The sequence below is a fragment of the Sinomicrobium weinanense genome, assembly GCF_018863395.1.
GTDB lineage: Bacteria > Bacteroidota > Bacteroidia > Flavobacteriales > Flavobacteriaceae > Sinomicrobium > Sinomicrobium weinanense.
Window position 1 is genome coordinate 426,147 of the sequence record NZ_JAHKRR010000001.1, and the last position, 18,082, is coordinate 444,228.

General features: G+C 45.4%; 16 protein-coding genes. 4 read left to right on the top strand and 12 right to left on the bottom strand.

What is annotated here, in order from left to right; translation table 11 throughout:
- The first annotated feature begins 6 nt into the window (after positions 1-6).
- Positions 7-759: a LytR/AlgR family response regulator transcription factor gene (locus KN811_RS01865; protein ID WP_187967297.1), complete on the top strand. Its 753-nt coding sequence runs from the start codon at positions 7-9 to the stop codon at positions 757-759.
- On the opposite strand, the gene KN811_RS01870 is transcribed toward KN811_RS01865, so the two are convergent.
- From KN811_RS01870 to KN811_RS01920, 11 genes are all read right to left on the bottom strand, one after another.
- Entirely contained in the window at positions 751-1,776 is a 1,026-nt protein-coding gene (locus tag KN811_RS01870; RefSeq protein WP_187967298.1) for a UDP-glucose--hexose-1-phosphate uridylyltransferase, read from the bottom strand. The genes KN811_RS01865 and KN811_RS01870 overlap by 9 nt on opposite strands.
- Positions 1,777-1,811: 35 nt before the next feature.
- Positions 1,812-2,651, bottom strand: a complete 840-nt coding sequence (lgt, locus tag KN811_RS01875) for a prolipoprotein diacylglyceryl transferase (protein ID WP_187967299.1) — start codon at positions 2,649-2,651, stop codon at positions 1,812-1,814.
- Between the two features lie 43 nt (positions 2,652-2,694).
- A complete protein-coding gene (gene galK, locus KN811_RS01880) occupies positions 2,695-3,873 on the bottom strand; it encodes a galactokinase (protein WP_187967300.1) in 1,179 nt (392 codons plus the stop codon).
- A 114-nt stretch (positions 3,874-3,987) separates the two neighbouring features.
- On the bottom strand, positions 3,988-5,538 hold the full coding sequence (locus KN811_RS01885; protein WP_187967301.1) for a sodium/sugar symporter: 1,551 nt from the start codon (positions 5,536-5,538) through the stop codon (positions 3,988-3,990).
- A 272-nt stretch (positions 5,539-5,810) separates the two neighbouring features.
- Positions 5,811-6,998, bottom strand: coding sequence for an LETM1-related biofilm-associated protein (locus tag KN811_RS01890; RefSeq protein WP_187967302.1), 1,188 nt, complete (start codon positions 6,996-6,998; stop codon positions 5,811-5,813).
- Between the two features lie 167 nt (positions 6,999-7,165).
- The gene (locus KN811_RS01895) at positions 7,166-7,750 is read right to left on the bottom strand and encodes a superoxide dismutase family protein (protein ID WP_187967303.1); all 585 of its coding nucleotides are present in this window, start codon (positions 7,748-7,750) and stop codon (positions 7,166-7,168) included.
- Positions 7,751-7,831: 81 nt separating this feature from the next.
- On the bottom strand, positions 7,832-8,584 hold the full coding sequence (locus KN811_RS01900; protein ID WP_216334644.1) for a GIN domain-containing protein: 753 nt from the start codon (positions 8,582-8,584) through the stop codon (positions 7,832-7,834).
- A 386-nt stretch (positions 8,585-8,970) separates the two neighbouring features.
- Entirely contained in the window at positions 8,971-9,891 is a 921-nt protein-coding gene (locus tag KN811_RS01905) for a bifunctional metallophosphatase/5'-nucleotidase (protein ID WP_187967497.1), read from the bottom strand.
- A 104-nt stretch (positions 9,892-9,995) separates the two neighbouring features.
- On the bottom strand, positions 9,996-10,673 hold the full coding sequence (gene trmD, locus KN811_RS01910) for a tRNA (guanosine(37)-N1)-methyltransferase TrmD (protein ID WP_187967505.1): 678 nt from the start codon (positions 10,671-10,673) through the stop codon (positions 9,996-9,998).
- Between the two features lie 103 nt (positions 10,674-10,776).
- A complete protein-coding gene (locus tag KN811_RS01915; RefSeq protein ID WP_187967498.1) occupies positions 10,777-11,409 on the bottom strand; it encodes a tRNA (guanine-N1)-methyltransferase in 633 nt (210 codons plus the stop codon).
- A gap of 258 nt (positions 11,410-11,667) precedes the next feature.
- A complete protein-coding gene (locus KN811_RS01920) occupies positions 11,668-13,116 on the bottom strand; it encodes a glyceraldehyde-3-phosphate dehydrogenase (RefSeq protein WP_187967499.1) in 1,449 nt (482 codons plus the stop codon).
- 270 nt (positions 13,117-13,386) lie between these two features.
- Between KN811_RS01920 and KN811_RS01925 the strand changes: the two genes are divergently transcribed.
- Positions 13,387-13,779 carry a lipocalin-like domain-containing protein gene (locus KN811_RS01925; RefSeq protein ID WP_187967500.1) on the top strand — a complete coding sequence of 131 codons (393 nt, stop codon included), beginning with the start codon at positions 13,387-13,389 and terminating at the stop codon, positions 13,777-13,779.
- On the opposite strand, the gene aroB is transcribed toward KN811_RS01925, so the two are convergent.
- A complete protein-coding gene (gene aroB, locus KN811_RS01930; protein ID WP_187967501.1) occupies positions 13,776-14,858 on the bottom strand; it encodes a 3-dehydroquinate synthase in 1,083 nt (360 codons plus the stop codon). The two genes, KN811_RS01925 and aroB, sit on opposite strands and share 4 nt — an antisense overlap.
- Before the next feature lie 447 nt (positions 14,859-15,305).
- Between aroB and rpsA the strand changes: the two genes are divergently transcribed.
- A complete protein-coding gene (gene rpsA / locus KN811_RS01935; protein ID WP_187967502.1) occupies positions 15,306-17,078 on the top strand; it encodes a 30S ribosomal protein S1 in 1,773 nt (590 codons plus the stop codon).
- Positions 17,079-17,254: 176 nt separating this feature from the next.
- Positions 17,255-18,019, top strand: a complete 765-nt coding sequence (locus KN811_RS01940; protein WP_187967503.1) for a MerR family transcriptional regulator — start codon at positions 17,255-17,257, stop codon at positions 18,017-18,019.
- Positions 18,020-18,082 lie beyond the last annotated feature (63 nt).

Sequence of the window (18,082 nt, forward strand, 5' to 3'; positions counted from 1 at the left end):
CAGGATATGAAAATCATAATCATCGAAGACGAAAAACCAGCAGCCCGGAGGTTACAGCGTATGATAGAAAAATTGGGCGTTTCTGTGAGTTTTATGCTCCATTCTGTGGAAGAGGCGGTGGAGTGGTTCCGGAGTAATGAGCATCCCGATCTTATTTTTCTCGATATTCAGTTGTCTGACGGCTTGTCTTTTGAGATATTTGATGCAGTAGAAGTAAAAAGTGCCGTGATCTTTACGACGGCCTATGACGAATATGCTCTCCGCGCCTTTAAACTGAACAGTATAGATTACCTTCTGAAACCTATCGACGATGAAGAGTTACAGGAGGCCCTGGAGAAATACAGGAACAGGATCCCTGCGCGAAGTATACAACTGGATTTTGAAGAGGTGAAAAAAATGTTGGTAAACCCATTGGACAGGCAGTACAAAAAACGTTTTACCGTAAAGATCGGACAACATCTGAAAATGATCACGACTGAAGATATAGAATGTTTTTACAGCGAGAACAAGGGGACATATATCCACACCTCCAACGGGAGGAATTACCTGTTAGATACCACCCTGGATGCCCTGGAGGACGAATTGTCGCCGGATACTTTTTACAGGGTGAGCCGAAAATTCTTTGTCAATGTAAAAGCCATCCGCGACATTATTGCCTATACCAATGCCCGGCTTAAACTCAGGCTGCACAAATACAGCGAACAAGAGATTATCGTAAGCCGGGAGCGTGTAAAAGGGTTTAAAGACTGGTTAGGCTAATTCCCGTAACCGTTGTGCCGCACCTTCAGCGGTAATGTCCCGCTGGGGCATGGCAAACATTTCATAGCCTACCATAAATTTCTTTACCGTGGCAGAACGCAACAGGGGCGGATAGAAACTCATATGCCAGTGCCAGTGATCGTGATTCTCTTCGCTGGTCGGTGCCTGATGGATCCCTGCGGAATAGGGGAACGAGCAGTCAAACAGCTTGTCGTAGGAGGCTGTGATAAACCGGATGGCATCGGCAAACGCAGTCTTTTGTTCGCCGGAGAGCTGCCCTATGTGAGATTGGTAGTCCCTGGGTACGATCATGGTCTCAAAAGGCCATATCGCCCAGAAAGGCACGAGGATCACAAAATGTTCATTTTCATAGACCAGTCGTTCCTTGCTGCTCGTTTCCTGTAAAACGTAGTCGGATAGGAGGCTTTTGCCGTGTTTTCTGAAATATTCTTTCTGCCTGGCGTCCTTTTTTACAACTTCATTGGGAATGGAGCTCTGTGCCCAGATCTGCCCGTGGGGATGAGGATTGCTGCATCCCATAACAGTCCCCTTATTTTCAAAGATCTGTACGTAGTTGATGTTTTCGCGCTGTCCGAGGAGTTGATATTCTTCCTGCCAGAGGGAAACCACTTTTTCGATATCGGCAGTTTCCATATCTGCCAGGCTTTTGGAGTGGTCCGGAGAAAAGCAGATAACCTTGCAGCTACCTTCTTCGCTTTCCGCCCGGAGCAATCCGTCGTTAATGACAAACGGATCGGATTGCGACTGTAATGCCGCAAAGTCGTTGGTAAAAGCAAAAGTGTCGGTATATTTCGGGTTTACCTCCCCATTGGCTCTTTTGTTCCCCGGACAGAGGTAGCAGTTCTCGTCATAAGAAGGCCTTTCTTCTTCCGACCGTTTTTCCTGCTGTCCCTGCCAGGGTCGTTTGGTGCGATGGGGAGAGACCAGTATCCATTCGCCCGTTAATATGTTGTATCTTTTATGTGATTGGTTTTGCAATACGTCTGTCTGGATCATTTTTGGATTGAAAGTTTAAAGTTCAAAGTTGCAGGTTATTTAAAGTTTTTCACTCCCGGTCCCCGAGCGGAGCTGAGGGGGCGGAAAACAAGGGCCATTCCGATAAGAATAAATGGAATGCTCAGTATTTGTCCCATATTCAAAGGTATCTGGTTTTCGAATTGTACCTGGTTTTCCTTGAAAAATTCGATGGTAAACCTCGCTGAAAACAACAATATAAGAAAGAGCCCGAAAAGATAACCTTCCTGTTTTTCGGTATTCCTGTACAGTGCCTTTAAAATAAAAAATATCAGCAGGTATGACAAGGCCTCGTATAACTGTGTGGGATGCCTGGGAATGAGATCGTCCCTGACAAATACAACACCCCAGTTTCCGTCGGTGGGTTTCCCGTATATTTCAGAATTCATAAAATTGCCCAGCCTTATAAATGTCCCGGTGAGGGGAATGGCCATGGCCACCAGGTCGAGGATACGGAGCGGACGGCTTTTGTATTTTTTACAGTACAGCAGAATGGCGATAAAGACGCCAATACCCCCACCGTGACTGGCCAGTCCCTGGTATCCTGTAAATGTGTAGGCTCCGTCGATCTTCTGTATGGGGAGGAATATTTCAAGCGGGTGTTGCAGATAGTACAAGGGTTCGTAAAACAGGCAGTGTCCCAGTCTCGCTCCCACGACAGTGCCTATGACGATATAGGTAAGGAGCTTGTCGAGATCGGCTACGGGGATATTTTCCCGTTGATATATTTTCCGTACCACCGCATATCCCAGCAGAAGCCCGGTGACAAAGAGCAAGCCGTAGTATTTCAGCGGAAACGTATCGGTTATCCGGAAAATTACAGGGTCCATATTCCAATGTAGAATGCCGTCTTCCATGCCTGGGATGTGTAATTGCGATTGCTGTGTTATATCTTCATTTTTATTCAGGGGGTTCTGCCAGGGATGTACCGTTTGTAAGGGAAACGCTGTACGTACTTAGTTCCTTGTTGAAGGTGTTGGAATATTCCTGTTTGATGCCCTGTACAAAACTGTCTGCCCTGCCTTTTTTGATAAGGTTTATGGTACACCCGCCAAAACCGCCTCCCATCATCCTGCTACCTGTGATGTCAGGGTTTTTCTTTGCTTTTTCCACGAGATAATCCAGTTCGGGGCAGCTTACTTCGTATTGGTGTTGCAATCCTTCATGTGAGGCAAAAAGCAGTGATCCCAGCCGGGGAATGTCATCCTCTTTCATAGCAGCTACGGCCTGTTGCACACGCCTGTTCTCCCGGATGATATAAAGGCATCGGGCATACACTTCTTCATCCAGTTGGTGTTTTACCTCCCCGAGGTCGTTTTCCGTGGCGTCCCTCAGGGCTTTTATATGGGGAAACCGGGCCCGCAGGATGCGTACACCGGCTTCGCAGGAATTTCTCCTGTCGTTATAGGCGGAATCGGCCAGGCTGTGTTTTACATTGGTATTGATGAGCAGGAGCTCGTAGTCGTTAAAGTCTACCGGGACCGGAGTGTAGTCCAGCGATCTGCAATCGAGGAAAAGAGCGTGGTCTTTTTGGCCCAGCATGCTGGCAAACTGGTCCATGATTCCGCATTTTACCCCGGCAAAATGGTGTTCCGCCCGCTGGGAGATCAGTGTCATTTCTTTTCGGGGGATGCCCAGGTCAAAAAGCTGGTCGAGACCGAAAGCGATGCTGTTCTCCAGTGCGGCAGAAGAAGAGAGCCCGGCACCGTTGGGAATATTGCCTCCGAAAACGATATCAAAACCGGAGAGCTCCCTGCCCAGTTGTTGCATTTCAGCAACCACCCCGAGGACGTAGTTTTTCCAGCTTCCCCTTTCCTGCGGACTTACCTCGGCGAGACTGAATTCACAGGTTTCCCCGAAGTCTGCTGCATGTACGGAACAATGGTCTTTATGCCCGTTTCTGGCCAGGGCGCAAATGATATAGCGGTCTATGGCTGCGGGAAGTACAAAGCCGTCGTTGTAATCGGTGTGTTCCCCGATGAGGTTGATCCTCCCGGGAGATTGGATAAGCAGGGGAGTGCTGCCGTGTTTTTCAGTAAAAAGGGATTGTATCTTGTCTGTTAATGTCGTTGTAGTCATTCTTTGTTGTCCTTTGTATTTAACCCCCGTAAAGACGCACGGCCTCCGAAAGGACGGGGCAGGCTTTGCGTCTTTACGGGGATATGCTTTTACATGGATGATGAGGCAAGGCCTCTACCACCAAACCGTATAGATCACTGCCAGTATTCCCATGATAAGGATCGCAGAAATATTAAATACCGGGGAGGTCTTAAACAATCCTTTTTCGAAGGAAATGGCCTTCGGATCGTCCGTTTTGTTTTCCAGTAATGATATTCCGATAATTATAACAGAGAGGATGAGGAAGCTAAGTCCCATCCTGTTCATGAACGGAATACCGGATGCAAAGTATTTCAGGGCCACGGACAGGGGAATGGACAGAAGCACTACCCAGAAAGCTGCATTGGCCGATGTCCTTTTCCAGAACATACCGAAGAGGAAGACCACCACCACTCCGGGGCTGATAAAGCCGGTGTATTCCTGGATAAACTGGAAAGCCTGGTCCAGGTTGCCCAGTAATGGGGCTACGATGGCTCCGAGAATCAGTGACAGGGCAGCTACGATACGTCCTATGGTCACTATTTTTTTGTTACTTGCCGTTTTGTCCAGAGACCGGTAGATATCCATGGTGAATATGGTAGATGCACTGTTTACCATAGAGCTGAGGGAAGATCCTATGGCCGAGATCAGGGCGGCGAAGGCGAGGCCTTTGAATCCTGTTAAAACGTAGTTGTCCAGTATCCAGGGATAGGCTTCATCTGGTTTGGTAATGTCGGCATCGAGTACGAATGCGGCTATTCCGGGGATGACCACGATGAGGGGGAGCAGTACTTTTAAGAAAGCAGCAAAGGCCGTACCTTTCTGAGCCTCCTTAAGGCTCTTGGCCCCGAGTGCACGTTGTATGATGTACTGATTATTTCCCCAGTAATAAAGGTTGGCAATCCACATTCCACCGATGAGGACACTTATTCCCGGAAGGTTTTTATATTCTTCGTGACTTTTGTCGAGTATCATGTCAAATTTTTCCGGGGCCCTTTCCAGTAACATGGAGAAGCCTTCCCAGGTACTTCCTCCGATAGCGTTGAGTACGAGGACACTGGCCAGCAGTCCGCCGAAAATAAGTACGGTTACCTGTATTACATCGGTCCATACTACCGCTTTGAGCCCCCCGAAAATGGAAAAGGTTGCCGAGAAGATCACCAGGCCTATAATACCGTATACCATATCGATGCCCATGATGGTCTTCAGGGCCAGGGCCCCGAGATAGAGTACGGAAGTGATATTTACGAATACGAAGAGCAATACCCAGAATATGGCAAGCCCGGTATGCACTCTTTTGTCAAAGCGTTCCTCGAGGAACTGGGGCATGGTGTAAATCCCCTTTTTGATAAAGATAGGCAGGAAAAACTTGGCTACGATAATGAGGGTAAGAGCGGCCATGAGCTCATAGGAGGCGATGGCCATGCCCACGACATAACCGGAGCCGGACATCCCGATAAACTGTTCGGCAGAGATGTTCGAGGCTATCAACGAGCCACCTACTGCCCACCAGGGAAGCGATTTGCTCGCAAGGAAGTAATCTTCGGCCCCTTCCTGCTTGTCTTTAAAGGAAAGCCAGAGGCCTATGGCGGCTAAAACAATAATATAACCGACGAAAATAATGATGTCTGTAGTTGAAAAATTCATAAAGGTTAAAATTGATCTTGCACAAAAAAAGATAGACTTTAACACCGGTAGAAACAATAGTTGGTCAAAGCTATCTGAAAATGCTAATTGCCGCCTAAAAGTACAGATTTTTTTTATTTGCGAAAGAATGTTGTGCAGAATATAACGAAATTGTTAAAAAACTGACACGATATGATGATGGGGGAGGTGAGAGGGTGAGATTTGTATGTTTTGTTTGAAATTAAAAGTGACAGCTAATGTGTTATCAATAAATCAGGATTTTAATTTGTGGATTAGGAAATTTTGTTGTCGTCAAAAGCGGATGGGAGTAGTTGGGGGATGAATTTTACGAGAAGGGGGAGCAAAATACCTCCGCCCGGCAGTAAAAAAATGGCCAGCGAGGGTACGGATTTACAGATATCGAGCAGTTGTGTTTTTACTTTTTGTTTTTCTTCCCGGGTCAGTTCTTTTACAGTAGACTTGGAAAGTAGCACTACCAGTTCCTTGCTTTGAGAGAGTTCCTGCTGCAACCGTTTTTTGTTGCGCAGGATAAGGTTGCTGACCATTTTGGACGAGTTGTCGTAAAAGTGCTTTACGGGGTTGGAAAAATTAAGAATGGGGATATCTTCCCGGTGCTCCCTGAAAAAATCACGGACAAAGACTATGGAATTTTTTATTTCCTGAGGTTCCAGGGAAAGGGTATTGCCCAGGTCTAACACAAATTGTTGTTCTTCGTCATGGATGGTCTCGTCATTCCATATGGTAAGGCATGCGAGGTCGATAATATATTTTTTTTCCAGTGCGGACGTAAAGGAAAGTGCTTTTTGAGGCGGGAAAAGGGGCACCTGTTTGTCAAACGAACCGGTATATCTTGCCGACGCTTCGAAGAGGCGCACCAGTTGGGTGTCGTATTCGTTCTTTTCGGGTTTGGCCTCCAGGGCACGGTACATGGTAGTGATAACAAAGGTCTCCAGTTTTTTGGCATAAGCTATACAGGAAGTATTACCTTCCAGGAATTTTATATAGGTAAGCACATCTATATAGAGTAGTGCGTTGGTAAGTATGCGGTTAAAATTCTTGGTGAGGATGTTTTCGTCGAACTGTATGCGGTTGCCTATGATCTTTTCGAGCTTGGAGGCCGGTTTTTTACCGGATAAGAGCTTATCGAAAAAAGAAACATTATTGCTTTCTATTTCAGTGTAGAAAGCAATGATGGATGTTATGGCTTTTTCGTGAACGAGTTTTCCATGGTGTGTGTAATAAGCCGTTAGAAGTGAAATGTACAAATGGGTCTTGGACAATTCTTCTTCAGTCAGCTTATTCTCGATATGCAGGGGCAGGGCCAGTTTTACATTGATGCCATAAATGAACCCCGAAGCCTTTAGTTTGTCGTACAGGCTTGTATTTTTAATGGGAAATACAGTGGACTCCCCCAAAATAGTGTTCAATTTACCTATCCAGCCGGCAGCCGAAGGATTCATAATAGTATAACGGATTATATGAAAGTTTTGAAAAGTATATGAACCGGCGCCAGGGGGATTTGATGTTCGGTGTTCAGTAATCGGTAAACAGCATTTGATGTAGTACTAACTGAATACCGAATACCGATTACTAAAGTGCCTGTCCGGGCTTGTCTTCTTACTGAGGGTTATTGTATAACACCTCCACAGCTTACTCTTGAACCTGCATCCCCTGTTGGTTGGGTAACGAAGTCATCGGGGGCCTGGTGAACGATCACTCCTTTTCCGATGATGTTTTTGGTCTCGTCATCACAGTCTATACACCATTCGTCCGTAGAAAAAGTGATAGATCCGTTACCTTCTTCGTCTGCGGTAAAGTTTCCGATATCACCTTTGTGGTATCCTTCGGAATCCCCCCATTTACCGTGTTTTTGAAATGTTGGATTCCAATGTCCGCCGGTAGAAGTACCGTCGGGAGCGGAACAGTCGGCTTTTTCATGCAGGTGTATGGCGTGCTCTCCGGGCTCCAGGCCTTCGAAAGTGGCAGTCATGGTCACGGTGCCGTCTTCTTCCTTGAACACGGCCATACCTTTTACATTGGATTCACTTTTGGGCTCCATTTGAACTGTAAGCTCTTTTGCTGGTTCGGCCTGTACTTCCGTAGTAGGAGCAGGTTCTTCTTCCGTTATGGTTTCTTTTTCCTTTTTTGTCGTGTTTTTACAGGAAACAGACAAAAGCAGTACGGATAGTGTGAATAACGATATTTTTTTCATGGTGAAATATATTTTTAGGGTTTAAAGTTAGTCAGCTTCATCTTGCTGACCAAATTTATATATGGTTTTGTGAGGAGGGAATTAATTTATGGACACGATCTCGGTATCGCCGATAATGATGCCTTTGCGTACTTCCGGGGTCCCCTTATATTTTACCGTAGCCTCCCCGTAAGAGGTTACTTTGAGCCTTTCGGAAACCTGGCACTGAAAATCACTGTCGCCATAGGCTACGATCCTTGTGTCTTTGTTGTTTGCATTCAGGGTATTGATCTCGCTTTCACCGTAGGTGGTGAACTTTTGTTTTTCCACAGTTCCCTTTTTAATTTCCAGGTGACATTCTCCGTAAACAACGGTCTTCAGGTCGTTAATGTTGGCATCATTGATGTATACTTCAGAATCTCCGTATATATTTAAACGCATCCGGTCCATATGTAAAGGGCTTTCAAATACCATGGTCTCTTCTCCTCTCAGGGCAAAAGTATTTGCCTTTTTGTAAGTGACTACGGCTTTTACGACAGTACCTTTGTATAAGGGAATTTTTCTTTTTTCGTTTTCCCCCTTGATCTTTTCGGTCTTGGTGACCACCCTGGCCCCGTCGAGGTACATATGAAGGACCTTGTTCTTGACTTCGACATGCAGTTTTTCAAAAGGCTCGGTCATTTCTTCTATCACAACCGATTCTTTGTCTCCTTCCCTGAAAGTTACCTGGATATGCGGGTTGATGATAATCTTGTCAAAACTATTCACGGGAATATCCCTGGACTGGGCCTTTACGATTCCAGGCATCAAAAGCACGAGCATTATGCCTAAAAAGGCGATGTTGTTTGTTTTCATCTGTTCTTTTTTTATTTGTTAGTTCGACAGGCTCACTATAAATTTTAATAGGTCATGCTTCGACAAGTGATATACTGAGTACTTCGATAAACTCAGTATGGTATTTACCGAAGTGCTCAGCACAGGCATGGAATGCCCAATACATTATTTCGGTTGGTATCCGGGAAATTTGGTTATGGGCATTTCATAGTTTATGATATTACGATGATAATGGCTGTTCTCTTTCCCTGGAATGGAAAGCACCTATTCAAATGTAAGAAAATAAACTTAGACGGTCTCTAAGAATTTTTAACCGGAAAAGTCTTTTCTTACCTGAATTTTACAGGGTTTTCCCGGTTTTTCTGTGCCCGGTATGTCTGCGGAAGATGTGTTGGGCTTATGAATTTTTACACTACAATAGCCCTTCCGTCCCGCCCGATGAGTTTTTGGCTGTCATCCAGGTAAAAATCGATCCGGCCGAGGTTAATGCCAAAGCAGCCTACCTGGTTTACCAGTACTTTTTCACCTTTACGGTTTTCATGTATGGCCGGTTTGTCCATAAAAGTATGGGTATGGCCACCAATGATAAGATCGATGTTCTCGGTATTTCGGGCCAGGTTGATATCGGATGGGATATCGGGATTTTTATACTTGTATCCCAGATGGGACAGGCAAACAACAATGTGGCAGCCTTCTTTTTCCCGAAGCGTAGAAGACATATCCTGGGCGATCTCAATAGGGTCCAGGTATTTGGTTTCCTTGTACAGATTGTCATTGACCAATCCTTTAAGGTGGATCCCAAGCCCGAAAACGCCAATTTTCACCCCTTCTTTTACAAAGACCTTGTAGGGTTTGGTGTGGGTGTCCATGACGGTGTTGGAAAAATCGTAATTGGCAATGATAAAATCGAAATCGGCGTGGGGGAGCTGAGCGTAGAGCCCGTCGATACCATTGTCGAAATCGTGGTTGCCTATGGTGGCGGCATCGTATTTGAGCATGCTCATCAGCTTGAATTCCAGTTCTCCGCCATAGTAGTTGAAATAGGGCGTGCCCTGGAAAATGTCGCCCGCGTCGAGCAGCAGGGTGTTGGGGTTTTCCCGGCGGATATTTTCTACGAGAGTAGCCCTTCTGGCCACACCGCCCTGGCCGGGGTTCCTGGGGTCGTCTTCAGGAAAAATATCGATATGGCTGTGCACATCATTGGTGTGTAATATGGTAATATGCTTTTTGCCTGAAGCCGATGATGTACAGGAAGACAGTGAAAGCCCTCCCAGGGACAGCAGGGCAGAGGATGCCGCTGTATGTTGTATAAATTCCCTTCTTTTCATGGTTGCGGATATGAAAATTGAATTACGAAGCCCAAAGTTAAGGGTTTTTATCGAGATGAGAACCTGAAATGAATTCAGGTTGACGGGCATTTCCGGCCTAGGGTTTACTCTTCCAGGAGGTCGGGCCTTCTTTCTTTGGTGCGTTGATAGGCTTGTTCTTCCCGCCATTTTTCGATTTTCGGAAAATTTCCGCTCAGCAATATATCGGGTACTTTCCAGCCCTTATATTCCGAAGGCCTGGTATATACGGGAGGGGCGAGGAGATTGTCCTGGAAAGAATCGGTGAGGGCAGAGGTTTCGTTGTTGAGCACGCCCGGGATAAGGCGTATGACAGCATCGCACAATACAGCAGCCCCCAGTTCTCCACCGGAAAGGACATAGTCACCTATGGATATTTCCCTGGTGATAAACTGATCGCGTACCCTCTGGTCCACTCCTTTGTAATGTCCGCAGAGGATGATAATGTTTTCCTTGAGGGATAACTGATTGGCCGTTTTCTGATTGAGGGTTTCTCCGTCCGGGGTCATGTAGATCACCTCGTCATAATCCCTTTCGGATTTCAGCCGGGTAATACATTTGTCAATGGGTTCGATCATCATCACCATCCCGGCACCCCCTCCAAACTGGTAATCGTCTACGGTCTTGTAATTGTCCGTAGTATAGTCCCGTAAATTATGGGTGTGTACTTCTACCAGTCCTTTGTCAATAGCCCTTTTAAGGATGGAAGCACTGAAAGGACTGTCGAGGAGCTCCGGGAGCACGGTTATGATATCGATACGCATGTTTATAAGGTTCGGGTTAGAGGTTGCCAGTTGCAGGTTGTTGTTGGTTACAAGTTGCATGTTTAAGGTTTTAACCTGTAACCAACAACCTGTAACTTTTAACCTACTTTGCCTTGGCGATCTTCTGTTTGTTGATTTCGTCCTGTAACTGTCGCCTTACTTTTTGCTCTCTTTCCAGGGCCTTTTTGCGATGATCTTCGTATTCATTTTCCAGGTCTTCAAGAGCTTTTCTGGCATCCTGTGTAATTACATTACTGTTCCTGAATTTGTAAATAAAGAAAAGAAGTACTGCGGTAAGTAATGCTACAATGCCCCACATGGTGGCTTTGTAAGCCGATTTGTCGATCAGTGCACCGAAAAAAGAGATGCTGTCCCTTTCGTTGGTCAGAGAGGCTACGTGATCCTGGTTTTCCTTCAATTCGCCCTGGAGGGATTCGATCTCACTCTTTTGCGTTTTGGTAAGATTGATGGCCTCGGCCAGTTCCTTTTCCACCCTGGCAAGAGAATCGAGTGTGTTCTTTTTAAGGGTGTAGAGCCAGTTCTTTTTTACCACTTTGTATTCCTGGTAATTGTTGGAACGTTGTATGATAAACTCAAATTGGTTGTTTACATTCCCTTCCGTAAGTGACAATTTGTTCGCGGGGTCTTCTTCATCAGTACTTTCCTGCGCATTTATAACGTTGATGAAAGTGGTAAGTAGTAAAAGTGCAATGCATACAAAGTATAGATTTTTCATTCTCATTTCAGACTGTAACTTGTTGTTTGATTGTTAATAATAATGCTTCGTAACGTTAAGTTAATTTACTTATTGTAATAAAGATCTAAAAAAAACAGCCTCACTACGGTAAGTGAGGCTGCAAATATATGGAATATTATGTGTTTATAATAAATTGAAAAACAATAATCTAACCTTTTGTATATATTGCCTTAATACAATATTCAGAAATTGTGGAAATCCAGATCCGGATTCATTGATTCTATTCTACAAAAAGATCTAATAATAGGTATACCTCCTCACTTTAGATATATATTTGGCCAGGCGGATGACCTGGTGGCTGTATCCGTATTCGTTGTCGTACCATATATATAACACCACATTTTTTCCGTCCGGGGAAACGATGGTGGCATTGCTGTCGTAAATAGCGGGGGCGGAGGTGCCTACAATGTCAGACGATACCAGTTCATTGCTCAGGGAATACTTGATCTGTTCCACGAGCCCGCCTTCGAGGGCGTATTTTTTCATGATGGTGTTGATGCCTTCTTTGGAGGTGTTTTTATCCACTTCCAGGTTGAGTACCACGAGTGACCCGTTCGGCACGGGGACGCGAATGGCATTGGAGGTGAGTTTTCCTTCCAGCGATGGCAGGGCCTTGGCTACGGCGTTGCCCGCTCCTGTTTCTGTAATGACCATGTTCAGCGCGGCCGCCCTTCCCCGGCGATATTTTTTGTGCATATTGTCTACCAGGTTCTGGTCGTTGGTATAGGCGTGAATAGTTTCCAGGTGCCCTCTGACGACTCCGAGGGAGTCTTCAATAACTTTCAGTATGGGAGTTATGGCATTGGTAGTACAGGAAGCAGCAGAAAAAATATTCACTTTATCCGGGTCGTATTCCCCGTGGTTCACCCCGTGTACGATGTTAGGTATGCCCTTGCCCGGAGCGGTAAGCAATACTTTGTCCACTCCTTTGGACTTCAGATGCCTGCCCAGTTGTTCCTTGTCCCGGAACGCTCCTGTATTGTCAATGACCAGCGCATTGTCTATGCCGTATGTGGTGTAATCTATTTCTTCGGGTGTATCGGCCGAGATCATACGAACGGTGGTGCCGTTGATGATGAGTGCGTTGTTTTCGGGATCTATGGTTACTGTGCCGGGAAAGTCGCCGTGAACAGAATCGTTTCGAAGAAGGGAGGCTCTTTTTTCGAGGACGGTAGCATCTATTTTTCCGCGGGTCACTACGGCCCTCAGCCGGAGCTGGTTCCCTTTTCCGGTCTTGGCCATCAATTCCCTGGCCAGCAGTCTCCCGATCCTTCCGAAACCGTAGAGAATAACGTCTTTTGGCTGTATTTCCCTGCTGTTTTGTGCATCCCGGAGTTTGTCGTACACAAAAGCGGTGCTATTGGTGTATTTATCATCTTCAAGATGATATTCGTAAGTGAGTTTACCAATGTCCAGCTTAGCCGGAGGGAGGGTCATCTGCTTGATGGCTTGTGCGATTTCCACCGTATCGAAAATGGAAATGGGCTTTTGTACAAACTCTCCCGCGTATTCGTGCAGATTGATGATCTCACTGACATTGCGGTCAATAAGCTGATTGCGGAACAATACGAGTTCGATGGCCTTGTCATACCAGAGGTCGCTTACAATTTTACTGAATTCAACCGAGGCTTTGCGCCGGTCTGCCTGAAAAGCCAGTTCCTTTTCGTAAGTTTCTGTAAAACTCATTGTTTTTTGTGTGTTTAGTGTGTTGCCTGCCCGTCTTCACGGGAGGATATCATTAATTTAGTGTTCGGGGCAAAAGTATGGATTTCAAACGTTTTCGTAAAGGTTTTTGATTAAAAAGTAGCGATCGTTTTTTCCCGGTACCGAAGGCCCTTTATGTTTATTTTTTTTACCCGAAACAAGGGGCTTTGCGCAACCTTTTCCGGATTGCGACATCTTACAGGAAACAACCGGAACAGAACCGTTTTATTGTATTAAACAGCCGAAAACAAGATGAAAACTGTCTTTAGTATCTTACTCCTCCTGATGATGACCATGGGATGTTCTGACGACTCCGATATGGGAGATAAGGATGTTTCCATAGTCGGGAAGTGGCAGATGACCGAAAGTTATGTCAGTCCCGGAGGAGAGACCGAATGGAAAGAGGTAGAGGATGGTAGGATCCATCACTTTAAAGCCGACAGTACCTTTACTTCCAACGGACTGGAATGCCCTGAAGGAAGATTCTCCATAACAGGGGATACCCTCCTGCTGGAGTTTAACTGCAACTATGAGGTCAATTCCCGGACGATAAAGTTTTATTTCGATGACGGAGATCTTTTCCTCACGCCCATAATGCCTATGTGTGTCGAAAAATGCCTTTCTAAATACGAACGGATAGATTAGTTGCTTTCCTGTTCTTTATAATAGGTAAATGAACGGGTTATCAGCTCATTGTTTGCCCTTACATCTATGGAAGGGGTGCCGATGTCACGGAGCAATACGAAGTTAATATTGCCATGGGTGTTCTTTTTGTCATATTTCAAATAGGAAATAATGCTTCCTATGTCATTTTCTTCAATGGTTACTTTAGGGAAGTATGACAGTATCACGGAGCTTACCTGTTCCAGTTTTTCCCCGGGGAACTGTTCGATCTCTCTGGAGAGAAAAGTTTCCAGGATCATGCCTATGGCAATGGCTTCCCCGTGGAGGAGTGTCGGTTTTTCCGGGTTTTGAAGGAAATAGGATTCTATGGCATGCCCCAGTGTATGCCCGAAATTGAGTGTTTTTCTCAGGCCGGCCTCTCTCGGGTCTTCCATCACAATGTTGTTTTTTATGATGATGGAATCGCGTATAAGTGTATCCAGGTCGTTCAGGTCCAGGGCAGAGAGGTTTTGGAATTCCTTCCAGTAATTTTTATCGTAGATAAGCCCGTGTTTCAGCATTTCGGCCAGGCCGCTACGCATCTGTTCGGGAGGGAGCGTGTTGAGGAATGCCGTATCTACGAGCAGCGTTTCCGGAACATTGATCACCCCTACCTGGTTTTTAAGAGGGCCCAGGTCTACACCTGTTTTTCCGCCTACCGAAGCATCGACCATGGCTAGGAGGGAAGTGGGGATGTTTACGAAATCGATGCCCCGCATAAAGGTAGAGGCCACAAATCCTCCGAGATCGGTTACCACACCTCCGCCCAGGTTGATGAGCAGGCTCTTCCGGTCCGCACCCATTTCGGAAAGCACTTGCCATACCTGGCTGCAGGTCTCTATATTTTTATATACTTCACCGGCCTCGATCTCGATGATCTCAGCTGTGAAATCTTCTGCCATATTGCCCATAAATCGGGGGAGGCAATGTATATGCGTGTTTTCATCGACAAGAATAAATACCTTTGAGTGGTTTTTCTCCTGTATGAACTGACGGAGTTTCTCGTAACCGTCCTCGTTAAAATAAATGGAATAGCCGTTGCAGGAAATGGGTTGCAGCATTGCAGTATACTATTAAACTGTGAATTTTGCGCAAAGGTATTAAAAAAACGGGTATGAGGATGTGCGGGTATTCGGGTATTATGGGGTTTTTAGGGGAACACCCCCCTGGCCCCCTCAAGGGGGGAAGATTTATCTTTTTAAAAGCGATCCGGCTCTCCTTGAGGAGGGCAGGGGGCGTTCAGGTATAGAGAAACCAAAAGCCAGCCTTGCTTAGTATTGGTAATATGGAAAATATTTAAGCCGATTTGTCATAAAGATATTACGCTATGTTTTTGATGAAATTAATACATTCAAACTTTTGAAAACCAAAAATATAATTGTACTTTTGCACTCCTTTTAAGCAGACCCAGGAGGGAAAGGAGTATTAGAAACTAATTATTAATTTCTTCTGAATTCATGTTGCTGCGCCTCTTGTATGGATTCAGGATACAAATTTTTTAATCAGCAATGGCTGAAACTCAAACAAAAACAGAGCAGGAAAATCAAAATCCTGAAGAATTTTTAGCGAACTTCGACTGGCACAACTACGAAGAAGGTATTGAGAAAGTTGAAGATGAAAAACTGAAAGAGTTTGAAAAGCTCGTAGAAGACAACTTCGTAGACACTGCAGATGAAGAGGTAGTGGAAGGTGTTGTGATACACCTTACCGACAGGGAAGCTATCATAGACATCAACGCTAAATCAGAAGGTGTTATTTCCCTTAACGAATTCCGTTACAACCCAGACCTTAAAGTTGGAGACAAGGTAGAAGTACTTATCGATGTTCGTGAAGACAAGACCGGACAATTGGTGCTTTCACACAGGAAAGCACGTACTATAAAAGCCTGGGACAGGGTAAATGCAGCTTACGACAACGGAGAGATCGTAAACGGTTTTGTAAAGTGCAGGACCAAAGGAGGTATGATCGTGGACGTGTTCGGTATCGAGGCGTTCCTGCCCGGTTCGCAGATCGATGTAAAACCTATCCGCGATTACGATCAGTATGTGAGCAAGACCATGGAATTCAAGGTTGTAAAGATCAACCACGAGTTCAAGAACGTGGTTGTTTCTCACAAAGCGCTTATCGAAGCCGATATCGAAGAACAGAAAAAAGAGATCATCAGTCAGCTCGAGAAAGGACAGGTACTCGAAGGTGTGGTTAAGAACATCACTTCTTATGGTGTGTTCATCGACCTCGGAGGCGTGGACGGACTTATCCACATTACCGACCTTTCATGGAGCAGGATCAACCACCCGAGCGAAGTGGTGGAACTCGATCAGAAACTGAACGTGGTGATCCTCGACTTCGACGACAACAAATCAAGGATACAGCTTGGTCTCAAGCAACTTCAGAAACATCCGTGGGAAGCCCTTAGCGACGAGATTAAAGTTGGCGACAAAGTCAAAGGAAAAGTCGTTGTCATAGCCGATTACGGTGCCTTTATCGAGGTAGCTGAAGGTGTGGAGGGACTGATCCACGTTTCAGAAATGTCCTGGTCAACCCACCTGCGTTCCGCACAGGATTTTGTTCAGGTAGGAGACGAAGTAGAGGCTGTAGTGCTTACCCTGGACAGGGAAGAACGTAAAATGTCACTCGGTATCAAACAACTGACACCGGATCCGTGGACAGATATCACCACCAAATACCCTGTTGGTTCAAAACACGAAGGTATTGTACGTAACTTCACCAACTTTGGTGTATTCGTAGAGCTGGAAGAAGGTATCGACGGACTGATCTATATTTCTGACCTTTCCTGGACCAAGAAGATCAAGCACCCTTCAGAGTTTGTATCCGTAGGAGACAAGCTGGAAGTGGAAGTCCTGGAACTGGATGTGGAAGGGCGTAAGTTGAGCCTGGGTCACAAACAGACTACAGAGAACCCATGGGATAAATACGAGACCGAATTTGGAGTAGGTACCGTACACACTGTGGAAGTCAACGAGATCGTAGACAAAGGGGCGACCATAAACCTCAATGAGGATATCGTGGCCTTTGTACCTTCCCGTCACATGGAAAAAGAAGATGGCAAAAAACTGAAAAAAGGAGAAACTGCAGACTTTAAAGTCATTGAGTTCAACAAAGAATTCAAAAGAGTTGTGGCGTCTCACACTGCTATCTTCAGGGAACAGGAAGAGAAGAATGTTAAGACTGCAAGCAATACCAGCGTAGAGAAAACAACACTCGGAGACCTGGATGCTCTTGCAGAGCTTAAGCAGAAAATGGATAAAGAAAAGAAATAAATTTTTTGTTCATAATAAGTAGGATAAAACCTGGCAGGATCATTGCGATCTTGTCAGGTTTTTTTATTGATAACCAGTTTCTTATATGTCGCTTCCAAAAAAAGTAAAAAAAATGCTTGACCCTTACCTTGCGTCATAGCTTATTTTTGTTCCTGTTAATTATTTAATGTACAATCATGAAGTATCATTCGGTAAAAAGGCTGGCCCAAATGGCGGGTGTTAGTGTGCGTACACTACATCATTACGATCATATCGGCCTGTTGAAGCCATCGGTCCGTACTACTGCAGGGTACAGAATGTATGGAAAGGATGGCCTGCTCCGCCTGCAACAGATCCTTTTCTACAAAGAATTAGGATTTAAGCTGTCGGAGATCAGGGAAGTGCTGGACGATCCGGAATTTGATCTTGTACAGGCGCTTCAGATGCATAAGTACCGCCTTTCGGAAGAAAAAAAGCGGATAAGTACTTTGATGACTACCATTAACCAAACAATATCCAATCTAAAAAACAGGAAAATGATAAAACCGGAAGATTTATACAGGGGCCTTCCGAAGGAACAGGCCGAAACCTGGAGAAAGGAAGCCCGGGAAAAATGGCCAAACCAGGTAAAGCATGGCGAAGAACAACTGCTTAAAATGAGCAGGGATGATTTTAAGGCCTTGCAGGACGGGTTTAAAGCCAACATAGAGAAACTCGCTTCATTGAGTAGTAAAGATCACACCAGTGCTGAGGTACAGACCGAAATCCGCAGGCATTACGAGTATGTTATGCGTTTCTGGGGAAATCCGGAAGGGAGCAGGGCGGAAGGTTATAAGGGCCTCGGCGACCTTTACGTGCAGGACGAAAGGTATACGGAGGTGGAAGGGGTGCCCAACCCTGCATTTGGCCGGTTCCTGCAAAAGGCGATGCATTATTTTGTTCAAATGGAGTTCGGCCGTTGATCTTTAGCGAGGCTGTCTTCTAAAAAGTCGTGTAATTCGTCATGTTGAATTGTCACCCTGGGT

Bases quoted from the DNA above. Each gene is read 5' to 3' on its own strand.
- KN811_RS01865 (WP_187967297.1), top strand. From the start codon at position 7: ATGAAAATCATAATCATCGAAGACGAAAAACCAGCAGCCCGGAGGTTA.
- KN811_RS01870 (WP_187967298.1), bottom strand. From the start codon at position 1,776: ATGATCCAGACAGACGTATTGCAAAACCAATCACATAAAAGATACAAC.
- lgt (WP_187967299.1), bottom strand. From the start codon at position 2,651: ATGGAAGACGGCATTCTACATTGGAATATGGACCCTGTAATTTTCCGG.
- galK (WP_187967300.1), bottom strand. From the start codon at position 3,873: ATGACTACAACGACATTAACAGACAAGATACAATCCCTTTTTACTGAA.
- KN811_RS01885 (WP_187967301.1), bottom strand. From the start codon at position 5,538: ATGAATTTTTCAACTACAGACATCATTATTTTCGTCGGTTATATTATT.
- KN811_RS01890 (WP_187967302.1), bottom strand. From the start codon at position 6,998: ATGAATCCTTCGGCTGCCGGCTGGATAGGTAAATTGAACACTATTTTG.
- KN811_RS01895 (WP_187967303.1), bottom strand. From the start codon at position 7,750: ATGAAAAAAATATCGTTATTCACACTATCCGTACTGCTTTTGTCTGTT.
- KN811_RS01900 (WP_216334644.1), bottom strand. From the start codon at position 8,584: ATGAAAACAAACAACATCGCCTTTTTAGGCATAATGCTCGTGCTTTTG.
- KN811_RS01905 (WP_187967497.1), bottom strand. From the start codon at position 9,891: ATGAAAAGAAGGGAATTTATACAACATACAGCGGCATCCTCTGCCCTG.
- trmD (WP_187967505.1), bottom strand. From the start codon at position 10,673: ATGCGTATCGATATCATAACCGTGCTCCCGGAGCTCCTCGACAGTCCT.
- KN811_RS01915 (WP_187967498.1), bottom strand. From the start codon at position 11,409: ATGAAAAATCTATACTTTGTATGCATTGCACTTTTACTACTTACCACT.
- KN811_RS01920 (WP_187967499.1), bottom strand. From the start codon at position 13,116: ATGAGTTTTACAGAAACTTACGAAAAGGAACTGGCTTTTCAGGCAGAC.
- KN811_RS01925 (WP_187967500.1), top strand. From the start codon at position 13,387: ATGAAAACTGTCTTTAGTATCTTACTCCTCCTGATGATGACCATGGGA.
- aroB (WP_187967501.1), bottom strand. From the start codon at position 14,858: ATGCTGCAACCCATTTCCTGCAACGGCTATTCCATTTATTTTAACGAG.
- rpsA (WP_187967502.1), top strand. From the start codon at position 15,306: ATGGCTGAAACTCAAACAAAAACAGAGCAGGAAAATCAAAATCCTGAA.
- KN811_RS01940 (WP_187967503.1), top strand. From the start codon at position 17,255: ATGAAGTATCATTCGGTAAAAAGGCTGGCCCAAATGGCGGGTGTTAGT.